At 48.5% G+C, this 19,636-nt stretch carries 19 protein-coding genes; all 19 read right to left on the minus strand.

The genetic code is table 11. The annotated features are described in order from the left end of the window. Positions 1-79: 79 nt before the first annotated feature. Complete coding sequence (locus H5336_RS12020) at positions 80-2,395, minus strand: eCIS core domain-containing protein (RefSeq protein ID WP_185234461.1); 2,316 nt, start codon at positions 2,393-2,395, stop codon at positions 80-82. A 92-nt stretch (positions 2,396-2,487) separates the two neighbouring features. Further along, a complete protein-coding gene (locus H5336_RS12025; protein ID WP_185234463.1) occupies positions 2,488-2,829 on the minus strand; it encodes a hypothetical protein in 342 nt (113 codons plus the stop codon). 84 nt (positions 2,830-2,913) lie between these two features. Further along, positions 2,914-4,317 (minus strand): eCIS core domain-containing protein, encoded by a 1,404-nt coding sequence (locus H5336_RS12030; RefSeq protein WP_185234465.1) that lies wholly within the window; start codon positions 4,315-4,317, stop codon positions 2,914-2,916. Positions 4,318-4,330: 13 nt separating this feature from the next. Beyond that, on the minus strand, positions 4,331-4,693 hold the full coding sequence (locus tag H5336_RS12035; RefSeq protein ID WP_185234467.1) for a hypothetical protein: 363 nt from the start codon (positions 4,691-4,693) through the stop codon (positions 4,331-4,333). 66 nt (positions 4,694-4,759) lie between these two features. After that, positions 4,760-6,712 (minus strand): ATP-binding protein, encoded by a 1,953-nt coding sequence (locus H5336_RS12040; protein ID WP_185234469.1) that lies wholly within the window; start codon positions 6,710-6,712, stop codon positions 4,760-4,762. Beyond that, entirely contained in the window at positions 6,712-7,713 is a 1,002-nt protein-coding gene (locus H5336_RS12045) for a phage late control D family protein (protein ID WP_185234471.1), read from the minus strand. Before H5336_RS12045 ends, H5336_RS12040 begins: the two co-directional genes overlap by 1 nt. Next, entirely contained in the window at positions 7,714-8,034 is a 321-nt protein-coding gene (locus H5336_RS12050; protein WP_185234473.1) for a tail protein X, read from the minus strand. 42 nt (positions 8,035-8,076) lie between these two features. Next, positions 8,077-8,511: a phage tail protein gene (locus H5336_RS12055; protein ID WP_221628047.1), complete on the minus strand. Its 435-nt coding sequence runs from the start codon at positions 8,509-8,511 to the stop codon at positions 8,077-8,079. Positions 8,512-8,530: 19 nt separating this feature from the next. Continuing rightward, on the minus strand, positions 8,531-10,567 hold the full coding sequence (locus H5336_RS12060; protein WP_185234475.1) for a phage tail-collar fiber domain-containing protein: 2,037 nt from the start codon (positions 10,565-10,567) through the stop codon (positions 8,531-8,533). Positions 10,568-10,631: 64 nt separating this feature from the next. Continuing rightward, on the minus strand, positions 10,632-11,468 hold the full coding sequence (locus H5336_RS12065) for a phage tail protein I (RefSeq protein WP_185234477.1): 837 nt from the start codon (positions 11,466-11,468) through the stop codon (positions 10,632-10,634). A 43-nt stretch (positions 11,469-11,511) separates the two neighbouring features. After that, on the minus strand, positions 11,512-12,486 hold the full coding sequence (locus H5336_RS12070; protein ID WP_185234478.1) for a baseplate J/gp47 family protein: 975 nt from the start codon (positions 12,484-12,486) through the stop codon (positions 11,512-11,514). A 24-nt stretch (positions 12,487-12,510) separates the two neighbouring features. Next, on the minus strand, positions 12,511-13,773 hold the full coding sequence (locus H5336_RS12075; RefSeq protein WP_185234480.1) for a baseplate J/gp47 family protein: 1,263 nt from the start codon (positions 13,771-13,773) through the stop codon (positions 12,511-12,513). Positions 13,774-13,788: 15 nt separating this feature from the next. After that, positions 13,789-15,396 (minus strand): hypothetical protein, encoded by a 1,608-nt coding sequence (locus H5336_RS12080; RefSeq protein WP_185234482.1) that lies wholly within the window; start codon positions 15,394-15,396, stop codon positions 13,789-13,791. A gap of 153 nt (positions 15,397-15,549) precedes the next feature. Then, entirely contained in the window at positions 15,550-15,795 is a 246-nt protein-coding gene (locus H5336_RS12085) for a phage tail assembly protein (protein ID WP_185234484.1), read from the minus strand. Between the two features lie 63 nt (positions 15,796-15,858). Further along, complete coding sequence (locus H5336_RS12090) at positions 15,859-16,359, minus strand: phage major tail tube protein (protein WP_185234486.1); 501 nt, start codon at positions 16,357-16,359, stop codon at positions 15,859-15,861. Continuing rightward, the gene (locus H5336_RS12095; protein WP_185234488.1) at positions 16,356-17,507 is read right to left on the minus strand and encodes a phage tail sheath C-terminal domain-containing protein; all 1,152 of its coding nucleotides are present in this window, start codon (positions 17,505-17,507) and stop codon (positions 16,356-16,358) included. The genes H5336_RS12090 and H5336_RS12095 overlap by 4 nt, the downstream gene beginning before the upstream one ends. Before the next feature lie 84 nt (positions 17,508-17,591). Next, complete coding sequence (locus tag H5336_RS12100) at positions 17,592-17,972, minus strand: GPW/gp25 family protein (RefSeq protein WP_221628048.1); 381 nt, start codon at positions 17,970-17,972, stop codon at positions 17,592-17,594. Positions 17,973-18,007: 35 nt separating this feature from the next. Continuing rightward, positions 18,008-18,850 (minus strand): phage baseplate assembly protein V, encoded by an 843-nt coding sequence (locus H5336_RS12105; RefSeq protein ID WP_185234490.1) that lies wholly within the window; start codon positions 18,848-18,850, stop codon positions 18,008-18,010. Positions 18,851-18,855: 5 nt separating this feature from the next. Beyond that, on the minus strand, positions 18,856-19,470 hold the full coding sequence (locus H5336_RS12110; protein WP_185234492.1) for a hypothetical protein: 615 nt from the start codon (positions 19,468-19,470) through the stop codon (positions 18,856-18,858). Between the last annotated feature and the right edge of the window lie 166 nt (positions 19,471-19,636).

The following is a 19,636-nucleotide window of genomic DNA, read 5'->3' on the forward strand; positions in this document are numbered from 1 at the left end:
TTTTTTCAGTATTTTTAGTCTAATGATCGTCATATGCTATATTTGTGAATGATTAACTGTCTCTGGTTGTACTTTTTTGTCACCAGTCATCGCCTAGTTCTCCCTGTAATCCGTCGGCCTCACTTGCTCGAATCGATATTTTTTGTCGTGCATCTGCGTCACTTATTCTATTAAGAATTCTTAGCAGCGAAGCTTGATACACCGCCATATCTTGCCATGTGTCTTTATTGAATCGCTCCCCATCTCCTTTAGGTATCATGTTTCGCAATTCAAATACAGGCGCTGTTTTACCGCTCTCATTACCGATCCTCCGGTTTTCAGGATCAATGGACTCCGCATCCATTCTGTGAAACCCACCAAAAGCATTGGTGATTCCGTCGCTGTCGGATTTGAATACTTTATGAATGAATTGATCTACCGTGGTAGAAATATGCCCATAACGGCGACGTTGGCTCGGATCTGTGAAAATTGTACTACCGCCGTTACGTTCGGTTTCGGCTTTTATTGCGGTCTTAAGGCGCTTGTATTTTTTTCTAACAAAATTTCGTTCGTCATTTGGTAGCGTGGTAAATATTGCAGACAAATTGGTTCGTGATAATAGCGCGGCAAGGTTTTTGTCTAACCCACCTTTTTCGTCGTCCATAGACTTATAGAAATATTTACCCATAAGTAGATATTGGCACATCAAGGTTAATACACCGCGTAGGTTTTCAAGTGTGTAGTCTTTTTTCCACTTCCAGCTGCCGGTAGTTTTACCCACCCGGTTAATGATTGCAGTCGCTACTTCTGATGCGTGGGCAGCTTCCTCCAATGCACGTGAATGCCAAACAGGAGTACCTTTAGTTACGACCTCTGTGTCACCGATAGTTTCGCGTGTTTCCGGGGTTACTGAGTAATCGGTATGACTCTTAAGATCAAAGAGTACTGTATTTTGGATGGCCTCAAAATAGGCAGGCAGTTTGGCTATGTCGACTGCAAAGGTAGATTGGATAGATGCCGCTGTCGTTTGATTACCAACATGGCTATTACCTACGAAAATATTATCATCAGCTACGGTCACTCCGGCAACTGTGTTTAATCGTACACGATTGTTCAAGTTTCCTGTTGCGGTTTCTAGGTTGCCTGCAAAGGCTTCTGCGTCATGCATAGCTTCAAAAATTGCGGCAGCGCCAGCCATGGTTTCCGGCGCGTAGGCTTTGGTGACAATCTCTAAAATGGAGGCGTAACTACCCATACCCATACCAATAAGTGGGTGACTGGCATGCTCCGTTCGCCTGCCAGCTACAGTATGCTCGTATATTGGCTTAATTTGCCCTCCGGAGTTTCGCGCTTTAAGTGCCGCTTCAGCGTTTAGTCTTTGATCAGCTGGGAAAACCTGCAATTCCAAACCATTTCTGTCGAAAAGTTTGTAACTTCTTGTAGTGCGGTCGCCAAACGCCTCTGCGTCAAGGTCCTGAATCAGTATTTCGGGTGAGATCGCTTTTTGTCCCTTGTCTATTCGACGTAGATATCCACCTTGGTTTCTATTTTCGTATTCATTCTGGACTTCAGTTTTATCGGCATTTCTAAATTGTACTCGTCCTGCATCATCAATAATCGACCATGTTTTAAGGATCCACCCTGGCGGCAAGTCATATTCGCCCAGTTGAGTACCATTATTATGTTTTGAAGGAACTTGAAAGTTTGAGTTTTCTGGTGCTTCTGGTGTTGGACCTTCTACTTCTCCGTTTTGATCTACTGTGAGTTCCAGATGATCTCCGTAGGTGCCTAGATGGCATTTTTCTGGCAATGGCCTTCCGTTGTAATCCACCAATACTAGCATTTCCAATTCGAAACCTAGCTTTGCCTGAACAACGTTATGATCCGGCAAACCTTGTTTGCGTATTATTGGCTGGGAATTTACGTTGGCACTCGTGAGCTTGGAAGCTGTGCTGTCGATTGTTGACTCGCCAAGGCTCGTGGCCCGATCGCCCATAATATCGGCTTCTTTCTCTAAGCCTTTATCGTCATTGAGGGAATACTTTTTATATTGTTTGGTTGGCTTAACCCGCCCCTGCTTTTGTTGCACCACGTGCCATGCTTCATGTGGCAGGTGCTTTTCTTGACCGGCGCCTAGGTGAATTTGATTGCCTTGCGCATAGGCCAATGCACCAACCGCACGGGGTTTAGCTGAATTATAGTGGACGTGAACATCAGACATGTCATAGCCGGATAGATTTTCGATTCCAGATTTTAAACCGCTTGGCAAGTTGCCAAACTGAGCGCGTGTTTGATGATGAGGGCTAGCGGTATGCTGTGTTTGACGCTGGATGGGCGCCGTTGGGGTGCTGACCGCTTTATGCTGCTGATCGTTTTCCAATGCTTTTTCGTTCTCGGTTATGCGGTCGAAGCTCATGTATTGACTCTGGTTATTGTAGGGTGGTTATCTAGTGGTGGTTATTTAAAGGGATTGCTGAGGGATCGATGAGGGATCGCTGATGAACCACGTTAGGTCGCACTAATATCTCTTACAGAGCATAAGCAAGGGCTTACTAGCGTCGCCACTGGATCGGGCGCTTCAGGTGCGCGCGCGTGCAATACGCCTCTAACGGTAACGGTTTTATTATCAAATTGTTGACGTTCATCCATCGAGCGCAGCGCATCGTTGGACCAACTAGGTTCTAATAAAACAAGCTGACCATCGCTCAATTCAATCGCTACTTGGCCTCGGTATACTGCCGGTGGTTTTTGTTTGCGGCGTACATCTAGCTGTCGATAGCGGCCATGAACAATAACGTCTTTACCGTCGTGCGCTGCAATTTCTTCGGTTGTCTTTACGCTGGGTTCCATAGTGCTGCGCTCTTGGTGATGATTGATAATGGGCCTGAATAGCGATTGGGTAAGATTGGTTAGTCTGTGATGCCGATGTTGCCATCATTTTCTGCGTACTTTAACAGTAGTTGGAGCCATGCCGTGTTGCTGGCTTGCTTTGTGTTGATCGTGAAAAGTTTGGTCGGCTTTTGTTGCTGGCCCGTACATCTGGAAGTCCCAGTCTTTGTTAACTTCTTCTGCGTCACCTGTGGCAAAGTTTTCCATTGTCACACTGTCGCCACCGCTAACCATCACCACACCCGCCCAGTGGAAATTCCATGTCATCTTGCCCACATAATTAGCACCGCCACTAGCCATGGTGTAACCTTCTCCAACGCTAGGTGTTGCGTGGCGGTTAATACCTGCCGAGCTATCAAACGCTTCTTTCTCAACATCGGATAACGCGTCATAAGCCGCCTTGCCACCTAAGCTGCGGTATATTTCGGACGCCATAGCGCTAGGGCTACTGGCACTGGTACTGCGCGAGGCGCTTAATCCAAAAAATTTCCCTACGGCGCCCCTCTCCTTGGTGTAGCCACCGGTCATGTTGCTATAATTTTTTCCGGTTCCGCGTCCTGCGCCCATAATATCTCGCCCGGAACGACCACAGTCGGCCCAGATTGTCATGTTTGTTCCTGTTGTTTTGTTCGCTATATTTTCAGGCACTACATTCGATAATGTTTTAGTGCCCGACGCGTCTGGGGCATCGCCTTTAAGGGATTTACTTCCGCTTTTTAGGCGTATGACCGATTTTTTGGCCGTTAGCGCCGTGTTGGCTGAAGTGATAAGAGACGGAAGCGCCCACATATCGTGAGAACCATAGCTGCTGTCTTGCGCTACCGCCATGTTGCCGTTGTCGCTAATGCGTAGGGCTTTACCCGCGTTCCAGTCATCCGGCGCTTGGGTGATTACGTTTTTATCGGTGTAACACTGCAGCGTTGTCCCCGCTTTGTTTTCGGTTATCGCCGTGGGGCTGTTCCGGCGTTGACCAATAATGGGTGCATTCATGGCTTTTGCGCCCATTACGTCCGCTTCGCGCTCAAGACTTGAATCACTATTAATATTCACGCCTTTTTTCATTTGCTGCGTAGGTTTTACGCGTCCTTGCTTCTGCTGAACAACGTGCCAGGCTTCATGTGGCAAATGCTTATCTTGGCCGGGACCCAAATGAATATTCGTACCTTGAGCATAAGCTAAAGCTCCAAGTGCGCGCGGTTTAGCCGAGTTGTAATGCACGCGCACATCGGACAAATCATAACCCGAGAGCTGTTCCAAACCCGAGCGTAATGACCCTGGTATACCGCCTTTTTCAGCGCGGTTGGAACCTTGGTTATGTTTCGTGGGCGTTTCGCCATACTGGCATTGAATGGTATCTAGAGGTTTGTCGTAACTTCGCTTTACGGTTTTTTTGGGGGATGTGTGAGTAGCGGGGTGTTGCTCTATTACAGCGCTTTTGTCCATGTACATGACTATTTTCCCGTTAACTTGTAGTAAGCTTCTGCTGACTAGCTACAACTTTTAATTTATTACCGTAATTACCGGCCTGTTCTTCACCGTCTAACAATAAAACTTTGCCTGCTGATGTTAAGGTGGAGGCTTTTGCCTCCAGCGTTACGGTTTCACTGCCGCTTACTGGTACAGGGCCGTTAGGCGTGGTTTGTGTACCAGTGAAGTTAAACGTACAGGTCGCTTTTAGCAGGCCCTTTTTGCCGCCGCTGGCAACAGTAGCGCACGAGGTTTCACTCACTTTACCCGGCGCCCACGCACCGTTATCGGCGGGGGGGTAGGGCGAGGTTCCGGGGGTGGCTAACACATCGCCTTCCACTCCAATTTTTTTACCCATTCGATTTTCTCCAACTAACGGTTTCGACCAATCTATTAATACCAATTCACTACTACAAATTAGCGGCTACCAATCCGCTACCAGTGTGTTAACCAATGTTTTTTCTGTTTTTCGGTACTCTTCCTGTGCGGCCTCGCGTATATGCGCCATTTGTAATTCTTGTTCATTGGCTGCGCGGAAGGCTGCGTTAATGGCAATGCTGCGAATAATACCTCCGGGCAATTCCAGTCTCGCGAGTTTGTCAAAATCGATGCCGTGTTTTGGTAATTTCGGCGGGAAAACGCCTTTCCATATCGCTGTGCGTTCCTGTGATTGTGGAAAGGGAAACTGCACAATAAACCGTAAGCGACGGATAAAGGCTTGATCTAATGCAGAGCGATAATTACTGGTCAATATCGATAAACCGGAAAAGCTCTCCATTCGTTGCAACAAATAACTTACTTCCATATTCGCGTAGCGATCTTTGCTGTCGCTCACCTGACTACGTTTACCGAACAGCGCGTCGGCTTCATCAAATAACAAAATGGCACCACTGTTCTCGGCCGCCGTGAATATTTTTTCGAGATTCTTTTCCGTTTCGCCTATGTATTTACTCACAATTGAGGATAAATCGATTTGGTAGATATCCAGTTTTAATTGGCTGGCGATAACTCTGGCGGCAAAGGTTTTACCCGTGCCGCTGGCGCCAGAAAATAGTGCACTAATACCCAGACCATAGGCACCGCTGTCGGCAAACCCCCATTCGCGATAGACTTTGTGGCGATGTTTTACTTGCTCAAGAATTTTGTGCAGGGTTAACAATTGTTCTTCCGGCAATATGAGGTTTTCCCAGTGCAGCTGAGAGGGCTCAATAATATTTGCCAGATCAGAAATGTCGGCGCGTGCCTGTTTACGGCACAATCGCCATAATAAATCCAATTGTGGCCCATTCTTACTCACTTCAGTGTTGGACTCTATTTGCCACTGGCGCGAAACGGTTTGAATTTTGCTTACGCCCATATCGAATTGGTCCACAATCGCGGTTAATTGTGAGGCGCTACCATTTAAAAATAGCGGTTCTTTCAAGCCTGTTTGCCAAAGGCGAAACTGTTCGTCGTAGGTGGGGCGGGGTACGGTGAGCTTGATAATGTCGCGGCCAATATTGGCAAGCGTTAGGTTGTGGCTTAGCATGCAAAATGCGGATAATCGCTTACAGAGGTAATTAACGCTGCGTACTATTGAGGGTTGAATGTCATCACATTCAAAAATAAACAGGCAGTGGTAGAGAATCGCTTCGCGTTCCATTCGTACAAATAAATCTTGCAGCGCACTGGTATCCGAAGGTAGCAACTGTGCATCTATACGCTTCAACGGAAGCCCAAGCTTTTCGGCGGCATTAAAAGCAACCGCCACCTGTGCGCTGGGTTCGGGGCCCTGCAGATGTACCAATGGCAGTAGTGTTTCATTGAGGGTGTTATTGAATAGCTCGGTAATATTTTGCGCAATCGCCAACTGACTGTCGGCGAGGGTCGGCAGTCCGCTATTGGGTATAGTGAGTGCGGCTAATGCCGTGTCTTCGCTGCCAAACCCGGCGATAAAATGCAAAATGGTTTCGTTAATACGAATGGGTGAGAGGTTGGGCTGCGAGGGCTCTTGTAGTTCAACCAGTTGCCAGCGGCGCAAGCCACACTGCGGTGAAAAGGGCAACCACTGGCTATTGAAAAACAAACGTAATGCGACATCAAAGTTTGGTTGTGCGAGTTCTTCTTTACCCAGCAATTGTCCACACAATTGCGAAAACTCTCCGTCTAATTGCACCGCTGCGCAAAGTACAAGCACTTTACGTTCGAATGCCGTTAATTGGAATAGCGTACAGAGGTCATCAAGGCCTGAGGTAAAGTCGCTTGGGTTTTGTGTATCGTTGTTTTCGGCGACTGTCAGTGGTTGCTTGCCCAAACAGCGATGAATATCTTCACGTAATAGCTGTAACTCTGTGCTTAGCTGCAGCTGGTTTTGTGCATACCATTCATTCGTCGCCATTATTCTGTCCTGTAGGCGGCTATGCTGCATTGATAGCCGCTACTGTTTAAGGTGTGCGTGGCCGATCGAATAATCCACATTCCGTCCACTTTGTCTCTGATTTTTGCCAACACAATGGAGCTGCCTGCAACAATACCGGGGTCGCCAACAACGGTTAGGTTAAGGGTTGAGGCGTCGCGCGTTTTTTCATTGAGCATAGCCGTGGCGGCGGCTTTGGCTTCGTCCTCGGTGGCATAAAGGTGAGGAATGCGGTTTATCGGTGTGGCGCCTTCTTTTCCTGCAATAACCTGCTCTTGAGTAGCCATTACACGGTTGTGCCATACGGCCACCACAGAGCCGTATTCGGTTCTGTCGGAGAGATTGCAGTTCCATTGAATAATGTTGTCGGCGGTGATAATGGTGGGTAGAAGGGGAACACCCGCGGCGGTTTTACAGTCACCTTTGACTAAAAATAGTAAGCTGTCGCCCGCTGGTTTCGCGAGCGCGTCGTATTTCTTTGCGAGGCGGGTGACAAAGCTGATGTCGGTTTCTTTGGTTTGATTTTCAACTACAATTTTCTTGGTTTTTAAACTTAGACTTACCTTAGCACTAAGGTCGTTTTCACCGGCAATTTTACTTATTACATCACCTACTGTGGTGTCTGCCCAGGTGCGAGTTTTTTCATCCAATAATAATTTGGGAACGGCGGTAATATTAATTGAACCACCGCCGGGTGAGCCACTGCAGCTTACTTGGTCTACGTGAAAAATACCCATTGGGGCTTTATGCAGTTCGTAACCTAATGACAGTTTAATTTCTTTACCGGTTTCCGGCAGCTTAAGTCTACCCAGTGTTACCGTTTGGCTGTCATCAAGGGTGAACGAGAGCTGGTCGCTCTGGCCGCCATCGTTAAGTACAACGCTTATCGACATTAATCGGCTGCGCAGCTGATTGCCTGCGGGCGCGCCGCCAACCGTTAATGTGTAACCCGGTGGTGATTGTTTATAGAGGTAGGCGAGCATCTAGTCGTCCCACAATTGTACGGTGGCAACATCTTCTGTTTTAGCGCTAATTTCTGGCAACGAGAGGGCAACTCCCGAGGGTAGTACTGTGCCCAAGCTGGCGATACCAGGGTTTGCGTCGAGTACCTGTTCAACAATACCGCGTAGATCGGTGGTACTGAACTGGCTAAGCATTTCCACTTCGTCGCTAATATCACCTTGAGCCGCTAAAATATGCGGCTCGATTTGCCGTGTGGCTTCGTTAAGTTGCGCTCGCTGCCCGTAGTGCATCCAGCAGATCCAGTCGAGCATATCGCCGTCTTTCGTTAAGTATTCTGCCATGGGTTTTCACTCCACCTAAGTTTGTGTCGCACAAGCGATGCACTAAAACCCCGGTAAAAAGTCCTGTTGAAAACGTTTGAGGGTCAAATTAAATTCGATTTTTCGTGCTGCACCATTGTCAAAAAATTCGCTCTTGGTTTCGCCAATGCTTTCTATAATCCAGCGCCCCATTATTAATCCGTTACCGCAAATAAGCGGTAAAGCTATGCCTATGCCTGCGGATAAACGCATAATAATAAGCTGCAAAGGCCCGCCATTAAATTGCGGAAATATGGTGCCGTTCAAGGTAATACTGTCTTCTCCTGGGCCTATGTACTGCCGCGTGGGACCACCCAGACCTAAGTATTTAAGTACCGGGTGCCCCAGTGGGCTTTGCGTGGCCCAGGAATACTGAGTAGTACGCTGTAATTGCTGATAAGAGGCCTGATCCACCGAAAAGCGAATAGGCCCCAGTAACATCATAAAGGGCGCTGGCATTACGAGTCTCCGCCGCTAATTAGTCGATTGGCGTAACCAGGTTATGGGTACCCATTTCGCGAAAATATAAGGAATTATTACTGTTGCGCATGTCCACTTTTACCTTTAGCCATGAAAAGCCATTGGGTACCAGTGCCGCTGGAATACGCGTGGCCATATAACGCTGATAGAATTTACCGTTCCAGTGGCGAGAAAAGGGCGTATCGTAGGTGGCCATAAAACGTTCCACGTCCTTACCGTTTACGGTTATGCCGTCGTGCATGGCGCCATTCCAGTTATTGTTATGTTCAATAAGGTACAACAGTTTATCTTCACCGTCGCCCACGACTGGAATCATTAGCGTGCGTATTGCACCGGGCTCGATTTGCGCGAGAATGTCGCCGTTCCATTTATGACTGTTCCACTTCATGGCATTGCCACCGTTAAGCTTCCAATGTAGGGTTACGGCAGAGGCTGAGGCATGTTTCCAAGGGTTATTAGAAAAGGCAACGCCCGATAGCCAAAAGTTGCTGGCGGTATTTGGTTTTGCTATTAGCGCAACTTCACCGGCCCGATTCACGGGAATAGGCACCCATTGATGGGCGAGCACAGCATCCTCACCTCCAACCCATCGACCGTCGGCCAGTGAACCATCGGGGCAAAAACAGTTGTCCTGCCTGTATCCACCACTCCATAAACCCAGTTTCTCTTTTTTTCCATCTAGAAAATACGCGTTCATCACTGTCCAGCGATCGCCCAATACCCTTACCCATAGGGTGTCGTAGCCTTTGGGTACAATGACCTTCGCGCCGTTACCATCTTTTTCGTTGTCGGCACCGAATTTGATGAGGGGTTTACCGTTCCAGGGTTTGCTGGCAGGGTAGGTGTTATTGTCAAATTGGCTGGGCTTGCCGAGTTTAGAAATCACCCCCTTTTTAAAGGCCGCATGAATATCTTGATAGACCAAAGGCCCTTCTGGGTACATGCGGTGATGGTTGGGGTTGTAGGTGGATTTTTGGGTAATAATTTTTTCGGCGGTAACGGTACCTTTAACGCTCAAGTCTCCTTTCGCATCTAATACCGCTGTTGCGGTTTCTTTGCCTGCCTTGGCACCACTTGAAAACACAATATTGCCCCATTCGCGCAGCTCCAATATATTTTCGGTACGACGAAGGAGAATGCGATGGTTGTTATCGCGGCTGCGAATTTGCCCATTTTCAGAAAAGAAAATTTCTTTTTTTGTTTCGGCGTCCTGCACTACCACACCGTTGGTTCCCACCTTTGGGTTACCCACGGTTAGCTTTTTACCAATTTCAACTGTATCGGTATTTAGCGAAACATCTGCCTGGCTCGCACTGTACTGCTCAAAGGCTGCCGTAAGTGTGAGGGGCGAGACTGCTTTGTCATTTGCTTTTCCGGCGGTAACCTCCGCTTTGGTTGCCAGTTTCATAGCCGCTTCGTCCTGCGCAGCTTTAAAGGTTTCCAGAGCGTCTTTTAAGGTGAGTGGTGATACAGCTTTGTCTGCTACTTCGCCTTCCAATACTTCTTGATTGGTGGCGATCTGCAGCAGGCCTGCAGAAGATTCGGTTGCATCGGGTAAATGCAGGTAGGAATCTTTATCGAACTTCAATTCGCCATCAACTAGGTCGGGTAATACTAGATCGAAGGCTAAGAGTAATTCTGTTGCTGGGTCTTTTGATAGTAACGGATTACCGCCAGGGTTAGTGGCATACACGGCAAACAAAATGGGCTCGCCAACATCCGCACCGCCGTTACCTACGCCCTGTAGGAAAAAGCCAATTTCATGAATGTTGTATTCAGTCGCGTCCTTGTCCTCAGGGGTACCGATAACGGCGGTAATGTGTAACCGTGCATGATCTTGTATCACTACACTGGCAACCTTTACCCGTTGAACCTCATTTTTCAAGGCTTCCATATCCGGTTGTGGAAGATAACCGTCACCCGTGCCATCGCCTAGCGCCACTAAGCTAAAGCGGTAGTTGTCTGCATTGGCGAAGCCGGATATTAGTGCTTCTCGACCAGCGTCGGTAATAATTGGCACGAGTTGATCAGCCATTGTTATTCTCCATTTTTTGCATTCTGAAATTAGCGTGCAGTGGCTTAATTAAAAACCACCATCGTTAGTCTTTGGGTTTTAATACAAAATTTTTCATGCGTATATTGCGTACACCCGGCTGAAGCTTCAGCGTACTGGTCAGTTGTAATTTTGGCAGCGGGCGCATCGAAAAGCGTCGTTGTTCTATACTTCGAGTTGATGTTGTTAAACCCAGTTGCGCGTGCAATTTAAGTGAAACTTTTGGTAGCACCTGAAAACGGTGGTATTTCTTCAACCGTAAACTGGGTCGGTACTGTGGCAACTGTGCGTCTAACTTGGCGCCGCCAATGGATAATGTGTACTGCGTGCTGAGGGGTTTGACCGCGTCTACAGCGTCGCGAAGGCGTCGGTACAGGTCACCACCTAGTAGGCCACGACCACCTAGAATATCGCCGCCAATTAATAGCTGAATACTAAATGTTAGGGCGCTAGACTCTGCCTTTCCGCGCGAAGGGTTGCTGCCCTCTTGCTCTGATTTATGCCACCATTCTTTTACTTGGAATGAACCGCCGTAGCGCTCCAGATTGTGGATGTCTTCTAGAGGCACATTGTTAACGCGCATATCGGCTAGCGCCAATTCCATACGTATGGCATCGCATACGGCCTTACGTGTGCCGCGTATTTTGTGCGCATAGGAACTGTATTTGATGATGGCGCGCTTCAAACCCACCGGCCAGGTTTCATCCCAGCGATCAACGACCACACCCCATGCTAACCACGGTAGAAATTCCTCAGGGCAGGTTTCCGCGTCCCATAAGTGGGTTAGTGGCACATCCACGTTTTCCAATACGGCGGTTGCTTGGGAAAGCTTTCGTTCCAGTGGTGCGGCGTTGGGCGGTAGTAAATCATTCACGGGATTCATACACTATTCACCTGATGCTTCGCGGACGAGGTCGGGTTATGCGTCATTGATTATCCTCGCCTAGGTTGGTTTGTAGCTGTACGTATTGCGCCAAGCGTATGGATGTTTGCATGTCCGTATGTGTGGCTAAGGCAATGGCTTCAGCTTCTTCAATGCGAAAACCAATATCACTATTGTTGTGGGCAACGGCATCAGCCGGAATGGCAAGATCATTTGCGGGCTCTACCAAAATTACCCGCTCTACTCCGGGTTGATAGAGCTCCGCCAAAAATTCATCGCGGACAATGTTTTTGCCTAATTGATGGTTACGTTTTATTAACGCATTAACAGCGGTATTGACACGTTCAAGGGTTGCCGATTTGTCACTTTGCTCTTGGAATTCGAGCATCGCACTCACTCGATAGGGCACCACTGTTGCCCAACGCACTTCAATATCGTCGGTAATAGAAGCGACCGATAGTACTGCTGCGCGTACTTTGGCCAACACTTGTTCTCGTGTTTCGGTTACCGCTTCGTTGCGGTCGTCGTGTAGTACTACAACGTTGATTTTATTATCGCCTTCTAGCCAATCGCGGCTATACACGCTTACATCTTTAATGTTGGCACTCGCAGACAGAGCACAAAATCGGTAGCTGCCTTCACAGCCACTGTGATTTAGCGCTTGCACGCTGTACCGCGCACGAAGACGAAAGCGTTCGTCGCTTTCCATTACTGCTGTTGTGGGCGGTGAGGCTTGGTCATCGGCGGCTTTTAGTTGTTGACGTTTAACACCCAAAATGGCGGCCGCTTGATCCAAATTTGCGCCCTTGGCGGTTGCCAGCATTACCGATTCGGCTAAATCATTTAGATCTTTATATAATGTGGTTTGCCGCTCGCTTATGGTTTGCAGTAAAGCGTCTATCAATTCGCTTTGTGGCCCCTCGTGCGCTTTAGTAGCCGTATCGTAACGAGGTTTTTCACCGCTGCTGAGCAACGGTAATTCCATTTGCGCCAAACCTGTTGAAGATGAAATTCTCACAATAAATTCAGTTCCATTTTCATATTAAGCGTTATTTTCGGTGGGGATCGGAACGGCATAGCCTGCGCTCAAATCTTTATCAAATGCGCCCATCTCGCCATTTTCATTTACCGTAAAAATGAGTAAATAGTGGGCGTCTTCTGGGATAGGTGTGCTACTTAGGTGAATGCGTCTGGCTCCACCTACCGGTAGACTTTCTAACGTGCCGTACCCGGACAATTTCGCGCGGTTTTCACCCCCCCAGTAAAGGGTATATTTGGTTAAACGAATTTCGTGTTGTGGTGGTGCAATGTCGATATCACACGACAAATAATTTCGTTTTAGCCGGACATTATGCACATTCACACCTGCAACTTTTTCTTCTGGCACATCGGTATGCAGCTGAATGTCGATGTCGCCACACCATGGGGCCTCGTTTGCGCCAACGGCTACATCGGCGAGTGCGCGATTGGGTTTGAGAGCCTGTAGCACAATGTAGTCTACCCCTGGCTGATAAAGTACCGAGAGTAAGGCACTGGAATAAAGGTTGCTGCCAAAATAATATTTTTCTTTTACATACTGCTGTACAGCAATTCGCGCCGATGAAATTGCCTCTGCTGCACCTAGGCGATCACGAAAACCTAGCGTAGCTTTTATACGGTAGTCGATAACTTTTGCAGGCTGTACCTGTACAAATTGTCCAATAGGCCTAACGGCGTCATCCGTTACACAGCGAAATACTTTTTTACGAATGGCTTCTTGTTGATCCGGTGGTGTGTCCGGTTGGTACAGTAGGTACACATCTACTTCTCTCTTACGTAGGCTCTCAACATGCACGTCGTGCAGTGCTTCTCCTGCGTCGGCGGCTTCAATGGCTAAGGTTTTATAGGCCTGTGCGGAACCGGCCGTGTGTATATTTCTGTACTCGTTAATAACGGCCCCGCGCACATCGCCGTCGTCGGCTTTGTTCATGGAAGCCGTGCCAATAGAGGGTATAATTAATGCGGCTAGGCGCCGTAGGTCTTCTCCCTGGGCGGTCGATAAAAAACAAGCCTTGAGAGCCTCGTTCATTTTCTGGCGGGTTATTAGTTCACGATAGGCAAGTACTTCCAAAAGTTTACTGATGGGGTCACTTTCGGGCACCCGACTGACATCTATTCCCCGCAAGCTATTGCTGTTTTGCAGGTTCAACTGCAAATTATATTTTGCCTCTTGCAGTAATGCTTCATAGTCCAAGCTAGGCACGGCTTGTTCAACGGCCTGTTGAAGCTGCTGTACATCCTCGATCTGCAATTGTCCAGAAATCACGTCTGCTGTACCCCGTTATCGGTTACTGAGAAAGGAAAGTGGGCGCATAGGACGTTCCATCTGGCCAGTGTGTTGGCGTTGCTCACCTGCACGCTCCATTTCTTTCAGTACTTTAATTAGCGCACTAGCATCGGTTTTGTTGCTGCGCTCCATTTGCACGAGTTGATCGCGAATTTCGCTAAAGATTGTGTGGGTAGTGTGCTGTATGACCTGCTCGCGATGCGCCTGCGAGTCCAGCAAATCTTTGATAACAGCTGTGGTGTTTGTTAGCCGGCTCGCGGGCGCTACTTTGCTAGCGCTATTTTGTTCAGATAATTGCTGCTCAGTGTTTGATTGAATACGAGTGGATGTTGCATGGTTGCGTAAGCTGGAGCCCAGAATTTGATCACTTACAGCATAAGCGTGCGGGGTACTGGAGCGTGTCGATTCATTTCCTCGCTGAACAGCCTGAGCATTTCGAGCATGCTGGTTTTCGGGCTGGCGTTTGGTTGACGTTTGCTCAACGGTACTAGACGAAAGTAATGGATTTTCGCGACTATAATTTTCGCTCGCTGAGGGCTTACCTATGATATTGATCCAAGCCCGTGAGCCACCCAGCGAAAATCGTTGCTCTTTGTTGGAACGGCTGTTCGGGTCGGATCTATTGATGTAGAGCACATCGGTAAGGGTGGCGTTATCTTTTAATGCGTGATTTAAAAATGAGCCACCAGCGTTCGTCTGTAGCCAGCGTAAAATTAGCGGCGAGATTTGTTTAGAGGTGTGGTTGCTATTCTTGTTGTTGGTCTCGTCGATGCTCTTAATTGGGTCGCCGTTTAGTGCTGAAGTATTACTATTGTTAAGACTGACCTTTTGTGCTGAATTGCTACTGTTTTTAAGACCGTTTTTCAGACTAAATTTTTGCGCGCTAGTGGTGGCGAGCCAGGCAGTATTGTTTGGGCTTGCTATAGGGCTGCGCCAGTTCTGCGAAAGCGAACGACGCTTAGACTCCGTTAATTGACCAAACGCTTGTAGGTGGTTGCCCTGAGTAGATTTCCCCCCAGCTTGTATGGGCGGGGCTGTCAATTGGCCTCCGAGTAACAATGCCTGGGTCACATGCGCACAGATACTTTCGGCTATCGGGAATTGTAGGCCTTGCGTTGCCATTTTCGGTGTCACAGATGCAGGTTTTTGCCTATTCCGTGACCCTGTAATGCAATGGTTTACAATTACGCGGGGGCTGAACCATGAAGCACTATTAAAAATAGTGTATTTGTATGCGTTTTGGCTATATTTGCGGTTATCGGTGTTGTGGCCGACAACTCTCAAGTCTTTATCTTGCGACTGGGTTTCGGTCTCTTCGGTCTGCCAATAGCCGCTCAAATCGTAATTGAATCGCCCGTTTTGAAATAATACAAACAGTGGTGACGAAAGATCAGTTGCGCTTACCAAGTCGCGAGTACTTAAACCATATCTCGAATGTTGTGTCGCGAATACCGAGTTTTTTAAACTAACTACTGGAGAAAAACGGCCGGGAATTATTTTCCGTGTATGCCTTGGGTTTGAAGCAACAAAAGCTGCACGGCTGTAGGCGCGCCAAAGGCGCCCGCGTACATTTTGTTTGTTGCTCTCGGCTACTGTTTGCACGGTTACATTATCCGTTTGATTGTTTACGGTGAAGATCGCGGCTGACTTCCAGCCATGTCATTAGCTCTTGCTCTTCAATATCCATTAGGTCTTTCAAGCCCCAGCCACTCTGTTGCGCCAGTAAAAGAGTTGCTTCTCTTATGGTTGCTGGGTCTAGGATAAAAAACTTGCGAGTGTGTCCTGTACTTTCAAATAATCGGCCATATCCAGTTTTTCTATTTCGCTGGGTGCGATCTCACACAGGTTAGCGATGAAGCGGATTTCTTTTTCGGCATCATCGGCTGACATTTTTTCGATGGCTAATCGGTCGCCTACGCGTGGCCGGCGCATTTCCAGAATACTCACATCGCGGCCGTCGATATTTATGGGGTAGCCAAGGTCGATAGTGGTTGTGTTCATACATGCTCCTTACAAAAATCAGCTGTTGGCAGTAGCCGGCACTGCCAACAGCATTTTAACGATTTACATGCCCAGCGCGCTGCGCATGGCTTCCAACTGATCCGCACCGTTAATTTTGCGTACCATATTTTCCGCATCTATTTCCACCAGCTCGGTACCGTCGATTTCTAAACGGTAATACCGCGCTGCAACGGATACTTTTAGCGGTGCTTTTTCGCCGGCTTTCCAGCCACCAAAGTCGAGGTCGCGCCAAGCGCCGGTAATATTGATCACTACCGGTGTTACGCCGGACTCGCCGTCCAAACCACCGCGCATGGTAAGGGGAACTTGTGCGCCTTCACGAAGACCAAACATTTTGATAATTTCCACATCGTATTCGGAAATGGTCAGGTCGCATTCGAGCTTGTTCATGCCCATGTCCAGCTCAATGGGTACATCCATTCCTCCGCCTTTAAACTCTTCCGTTTTTAGGCTGAGCTTTGGCAATGTGACTTCGTCTACCCGACCGGCATACCCGCGTCCATCCACAAATAAATTAAAATTCTTAAGTACCTTCGGGATCATGCGAATATCTCCTGTATATAGTCGTTAACAAGGCTGCTTCTAAAAGTAATGTGTTCGGCAGGGTAGGGAGCTGTAAAGTCGAAATCGAATGTTACTTTGCCCGCTACCACCTGATCCCAGGTATTGATTTCTGGATCGGTCCAGCATTTACCGTTAATAATCGCGCCGATTTTTTTCAAGTGACGCAAATAGGCGTTTACGCCCTCGGTTACATCTTCCACGTAGGTTTTGGTGATGTTGCGGTCTACCGCCCACATGTGCGAACGCTGCAGGGCGTCGTTAATTAAATCGGCGGTGCGACGCACACTGATAAAGGCCCATTTAACATCGGCGGCACAGCTGCGATTGCCCCAGAGCCGGTAGCCATTTTGGTGAATAATGGTGGCTACCTTGCCTTCGTTCAGTAAGTTTGCGGTGGCGTTAACGTCGCCCAGGGCAAAATCGACTGGGCGGCTGGTGCCAATAATGCCCGCAATGTTTCGGTTTGAAGGGCTCCACCAAAAGCCGCGCTCGGCATCGGATTTAGCCATAACACCTGCAACGCGAGGTGATGCTGGCTCTAAACGGGAAGTGTCGCCACCGGCCGATACTTTGACTTGAGGGTCAATTAAATAAGCCCTAGGATTGGCTAGCGTAGAAGCGGCTTTAATGGCGGTTTTATTGTCGGTATTTGGGCCGTCAATAATGGCAATACCGCGCAACCGTTCTGCCACCTGAGTAAGCCGTGCGCTAACCAGCGCTAAGTTACTAAAACCCGGGGCAACCAAAATACGAGGCGTTTTGTGAACGCTGCTTTCAGCGGCCAAAAATAAGTCGATGCCGGCTTGAATATCGGCCTCGGCCGCTTTTCCGTCTTCGCCGGTGGCAACTGCGACGATAACAATCTGCGCGCCGGTTTGGTCCAAAATAGCGTTTAAGGCATAGGGTAATGTATTGTCTTCAGGAATTTCTGTAGCGGTGGAATCCATCGCCCCAAATAGCCGAACGGCTTCTTTGCGAGAACCCGCAATTAAAATGGGCTCTCCCTTTAATGCAACGCCTTTTTTAGCCGTGCCTACCAAGCCTATTACCGAGGTATCACCACCGCTTATCGGGCGTGGCCCGAGATCCAGCTCTTGTATTTCTACACCGTGTAAAAAACCACTCATACCATGCTCCTTTATTAAATGAAGTCTGTCTCAACGGGCTGTGTGTCGTTGTGACATGTTGTTAGGGAAACACTTATACCCCGGTTAACTCGCTAAAATATCGCTCAAAATAATGTATTGCCCCTCTGGCAATACCACGCCTTCAATGTGTATTTGTAGCTGCCCTTCGGCTGCCTTTAGGCGCCCAAGCTCAGTGTCTTGCGATGGCAGTTCCACGCTAACGCGGCTGAGTTGCAAGCGCGGCTCAAAGGTAGATAGAGCCATAGAGACGGCGACTTGAATATCGGCAACCAGTGCGGCATTCATTGGTCGGTCTAACAGTTTTAATAAATTGGAGCCGTAATCCCTGCGCATAACCCGGCCACCCAGCGGCGTAGTTAAAATGTCGCGCACGGACTGACGTATATGTTCCACACCGGAAAGCATTTCGCCGGTTTCCATGTGCATGCCGATGATGTCGGTCATTGCTGTGGGCTCACTGTTACGTTCATTTACAACCCCTATTTAACATCGGCACCACCGCTACTGATTTCTAATGTGGTTCCTGCTTTAAGGGTGATTTTTTCGCTGGTGGCGTTAATCTCGGCGCTGTCGTCAAAGTTAATGTTTTTCGAGGTCATGGTGAATCCGTCGGCGGCGTCAATGACCAGGGTTTTACTTTTCAAGGTGATACAGTCTTCTTTTAGTTCAATGTAATTTTCGCCCACCCCTAGCTTCACCCCGTTTTCGGTACTAAATTCGATTTTGGTTTTGGGTTCAGCGGCATCACCTAATAACAAGGTAAACACACCCTTCTTTTCTTTTAAGGTTATGTTAAGGGACACCCCAGGGTCTTCTTCCGCCTTTTCACGCAGCTCTACGTCCATGGCGTGGGTTTCGCGATCGAAGCTAACGCTGGTGCCGTCTTTATACCGCATGATGTGCTGGTAGGCCGTGGCTTCGGGCGGCTGTGTGTGCGGTGCGGCAGGGGCCTTGGAAAAATCATTTTTTTCGCCAAAGCTAAGCCATTTACCCCGCGGTAATACGCCCACTACAACCCCCAGCGCTAAATTTCCTGAAGGCGCCATGACTAATACTTGTTCATCGACTTCTGGTTGCCACCACACGGCATCTAAACCCGATCGAGCAACTGTCCAGGGCATCCAGTTGCGGGTAAAAGTGCCTTCCTTTTCACCGCCCACCTGCACCAGAACGCTGGATATGTCGGTGGGTGGTTTTGGGTCGGTATCGGTTTTTTCGACAATGCGGCCAAACTGCACACTGTTACTCAGCATTTGCTCTTGCTGGGACATCACATCATTGAGTTCAACTGTATCGGCGGCGCTGTTGTCTTCCCCTGGCATCGCGTTTAACTTCCCGTTTCGCTGTACACGTTTTCGATGTCATCGCCGTGTTTAGCGATAATGGCGTTTGCTGGGTAAGGAGCATTGTCTTCCGACATTCGGCCCATTCGAATGACCTGTTCCCAGCTCACGGCCCACAGTGCCAAGTGAGATACTGGATCGTCACCGCCATAGAGGTCGGCAGCACGAGAGAGTGCCGAGACACTGGTGCGCCAACTGGTAACGTCGGGTTTAAAACCTTTAGAGAGGCCGTGAAGGTCGGCTGATTCAATATCGGCGGCGGGAAATGCGTTGGGGTTTTGCCAGCGCTGGAAGGGCACATAACACAGCAGCGTATCAACAATGTCGCGGGTAACCGCTTCGCGTTCAATACTGTCGGGGTTTACCACCACCACATAGGCGATGAGGTATAACTTGATATCTTTCTGTTCGGTTTCCACCAGCTTTAATTCACCGGTGCCTACTGTGGCAATAAAAATGGCTGGTGTGTTGGCGTGAATGGCGGCTAAATCTGTCGTTTCAATTAAACCCGCCAGCGGCTTGCAGGTATTGATCGTTGCGTTAAGTTGCGCACTGATGTCGGCGGCAATTTGGTTAATAAATTTGGCGATTTCCGACATGGATACATCCTCTTTCCTGAGATGACGCCTAAAACATTCGTGTCCCTGACTTGCAGTGACGTTAGCAACTTGGGCGGAAGAGTGTAGGAAAATACCAACACAACAACCATTACAAGTCATTACAGTAAGTGCTCAAAAAATGCTCTGTTGGTGCTGGCCTAGGTTT

The sequence above is a fragment of the Teredinibacter franksiae genome (assembly GCF_014218805.1).
Lineage (GTDB): Bacteria > Pseudomonadota > Gammaproteobacteria > Pseudomonadales > Cellvibrionaceae > Teredinibacter > Teredinibacter franksiae.

Bases quoted from the DNA above. Each gene is read 5' to 3' on its own strand.
- H5336_RS12045 (WP_185234471.1), bottom strand. From the start codon at position 7,713: ATGCTCGCCTACCTCTATAAACAATCACCACCGGGTTACACATTAACG.
- H5336_RS12055 (WP_221628047.1), bottom strand. From the start codon at position 8,511: ATGCCAGCGCCCTTTATGATGTTACTGGGGCCTATTCGCTTTTCGGTG.
- H5336_RS12020 (WP_185234461.1), bottom strand. From the start codon at position 2,395: ATGAGCTTCGACCGCATAACCGAGAACGAAAAAGCATTGGAAAACGAT.
- H5336_RS12030 (WP_185234465.1), bottom strand. From the start codon at position 4,317: ATGTACATGGACAAAAGCGCTGTAATAGAGCAACACCCCGCTACTCAC.
- H5336_RS12035 (WP_185234467.1), bottom strand. From the start codon at position 4,693: ATGGGTAAAAAAATTGGAGTGGAAGGCGATGTGTTAGCCACCCCCGGA.
- H5336_RS12040 (WP_185234469.1), bottom strand. From the start codon at position 6,712: ATGGCGACGAATGAATGGTATGCACAAAACCAGCTGCAGCTAAGCACA.
- H5336_RS12060 (WP_185234475.1), bottom strand. From the start codon at position 10,567: ATGGCTGATCAACTCGTGCCAATTATTACCGACGCTGGTCGAGAAGCA.
- H5336_RS12095 (WP_185234488.1), bottom strand. From the start codon at position 17,507: ATGAGTGGTTTTTTACACGGTGTAGAAATACAAGAGCTGGATCTCGGG.
- H5336_RS12085 (WP_185234484.1), bottom strand. From the start codon at position 15,795: ATGAACACAACCACTATCGACCTTGGCTACCCCATAAATATCGACGGC.
- H5336_RS12110 (WP_185234492.1), bottom strand. From the start codon at position 19,470: ATGTCGGAAATCGCCAAATTTATTAACCAAATTGCCGCCGACATCAGT.
- H5336_RS12105 (WP_185234490.1), bottom strand. From the start codon at position 18,850: ATGCCAGGGGAAGACAACAGCGCCGCCGATACAGTTGAACTCAATGAT.
- H5336_RS12025 (WP_185234463.1), bottom strand. From the start codon at position 2,829: ATGGAACCCAGCGTAAAGACAACCGAAGAAATTGCAGCGCACGACGGT.
- H5336_RS12100 (WP_221628048.1), bottom strand. From the start codon at position 17,972: ATGACCGACATCATCGGCATGCACATGGAAACCGGCGAAATGCTTTCC.
- H5336_RS12090 (WP_185234486.1), bottom strand. From the start codon at position 16,359: ATGATCCCGAAGGTACTTAAGAATTTTAATTTATTTGTGGATGGACGC.
- H5336_RS12065 (WP_185234477.1), bottom strand. From the start codon at position 11,468: ATGAATCCCGTGAATGATTTACTACCGCCCAACGCCGCACCACTGGAA.
- H5336_RS12050 (WP_185234473.1), bottom strand. From the start codon at position 8,034: ATGGCAGAATACTTAACGAAAGACGGCGATATGCTCGACTGGATCTGC.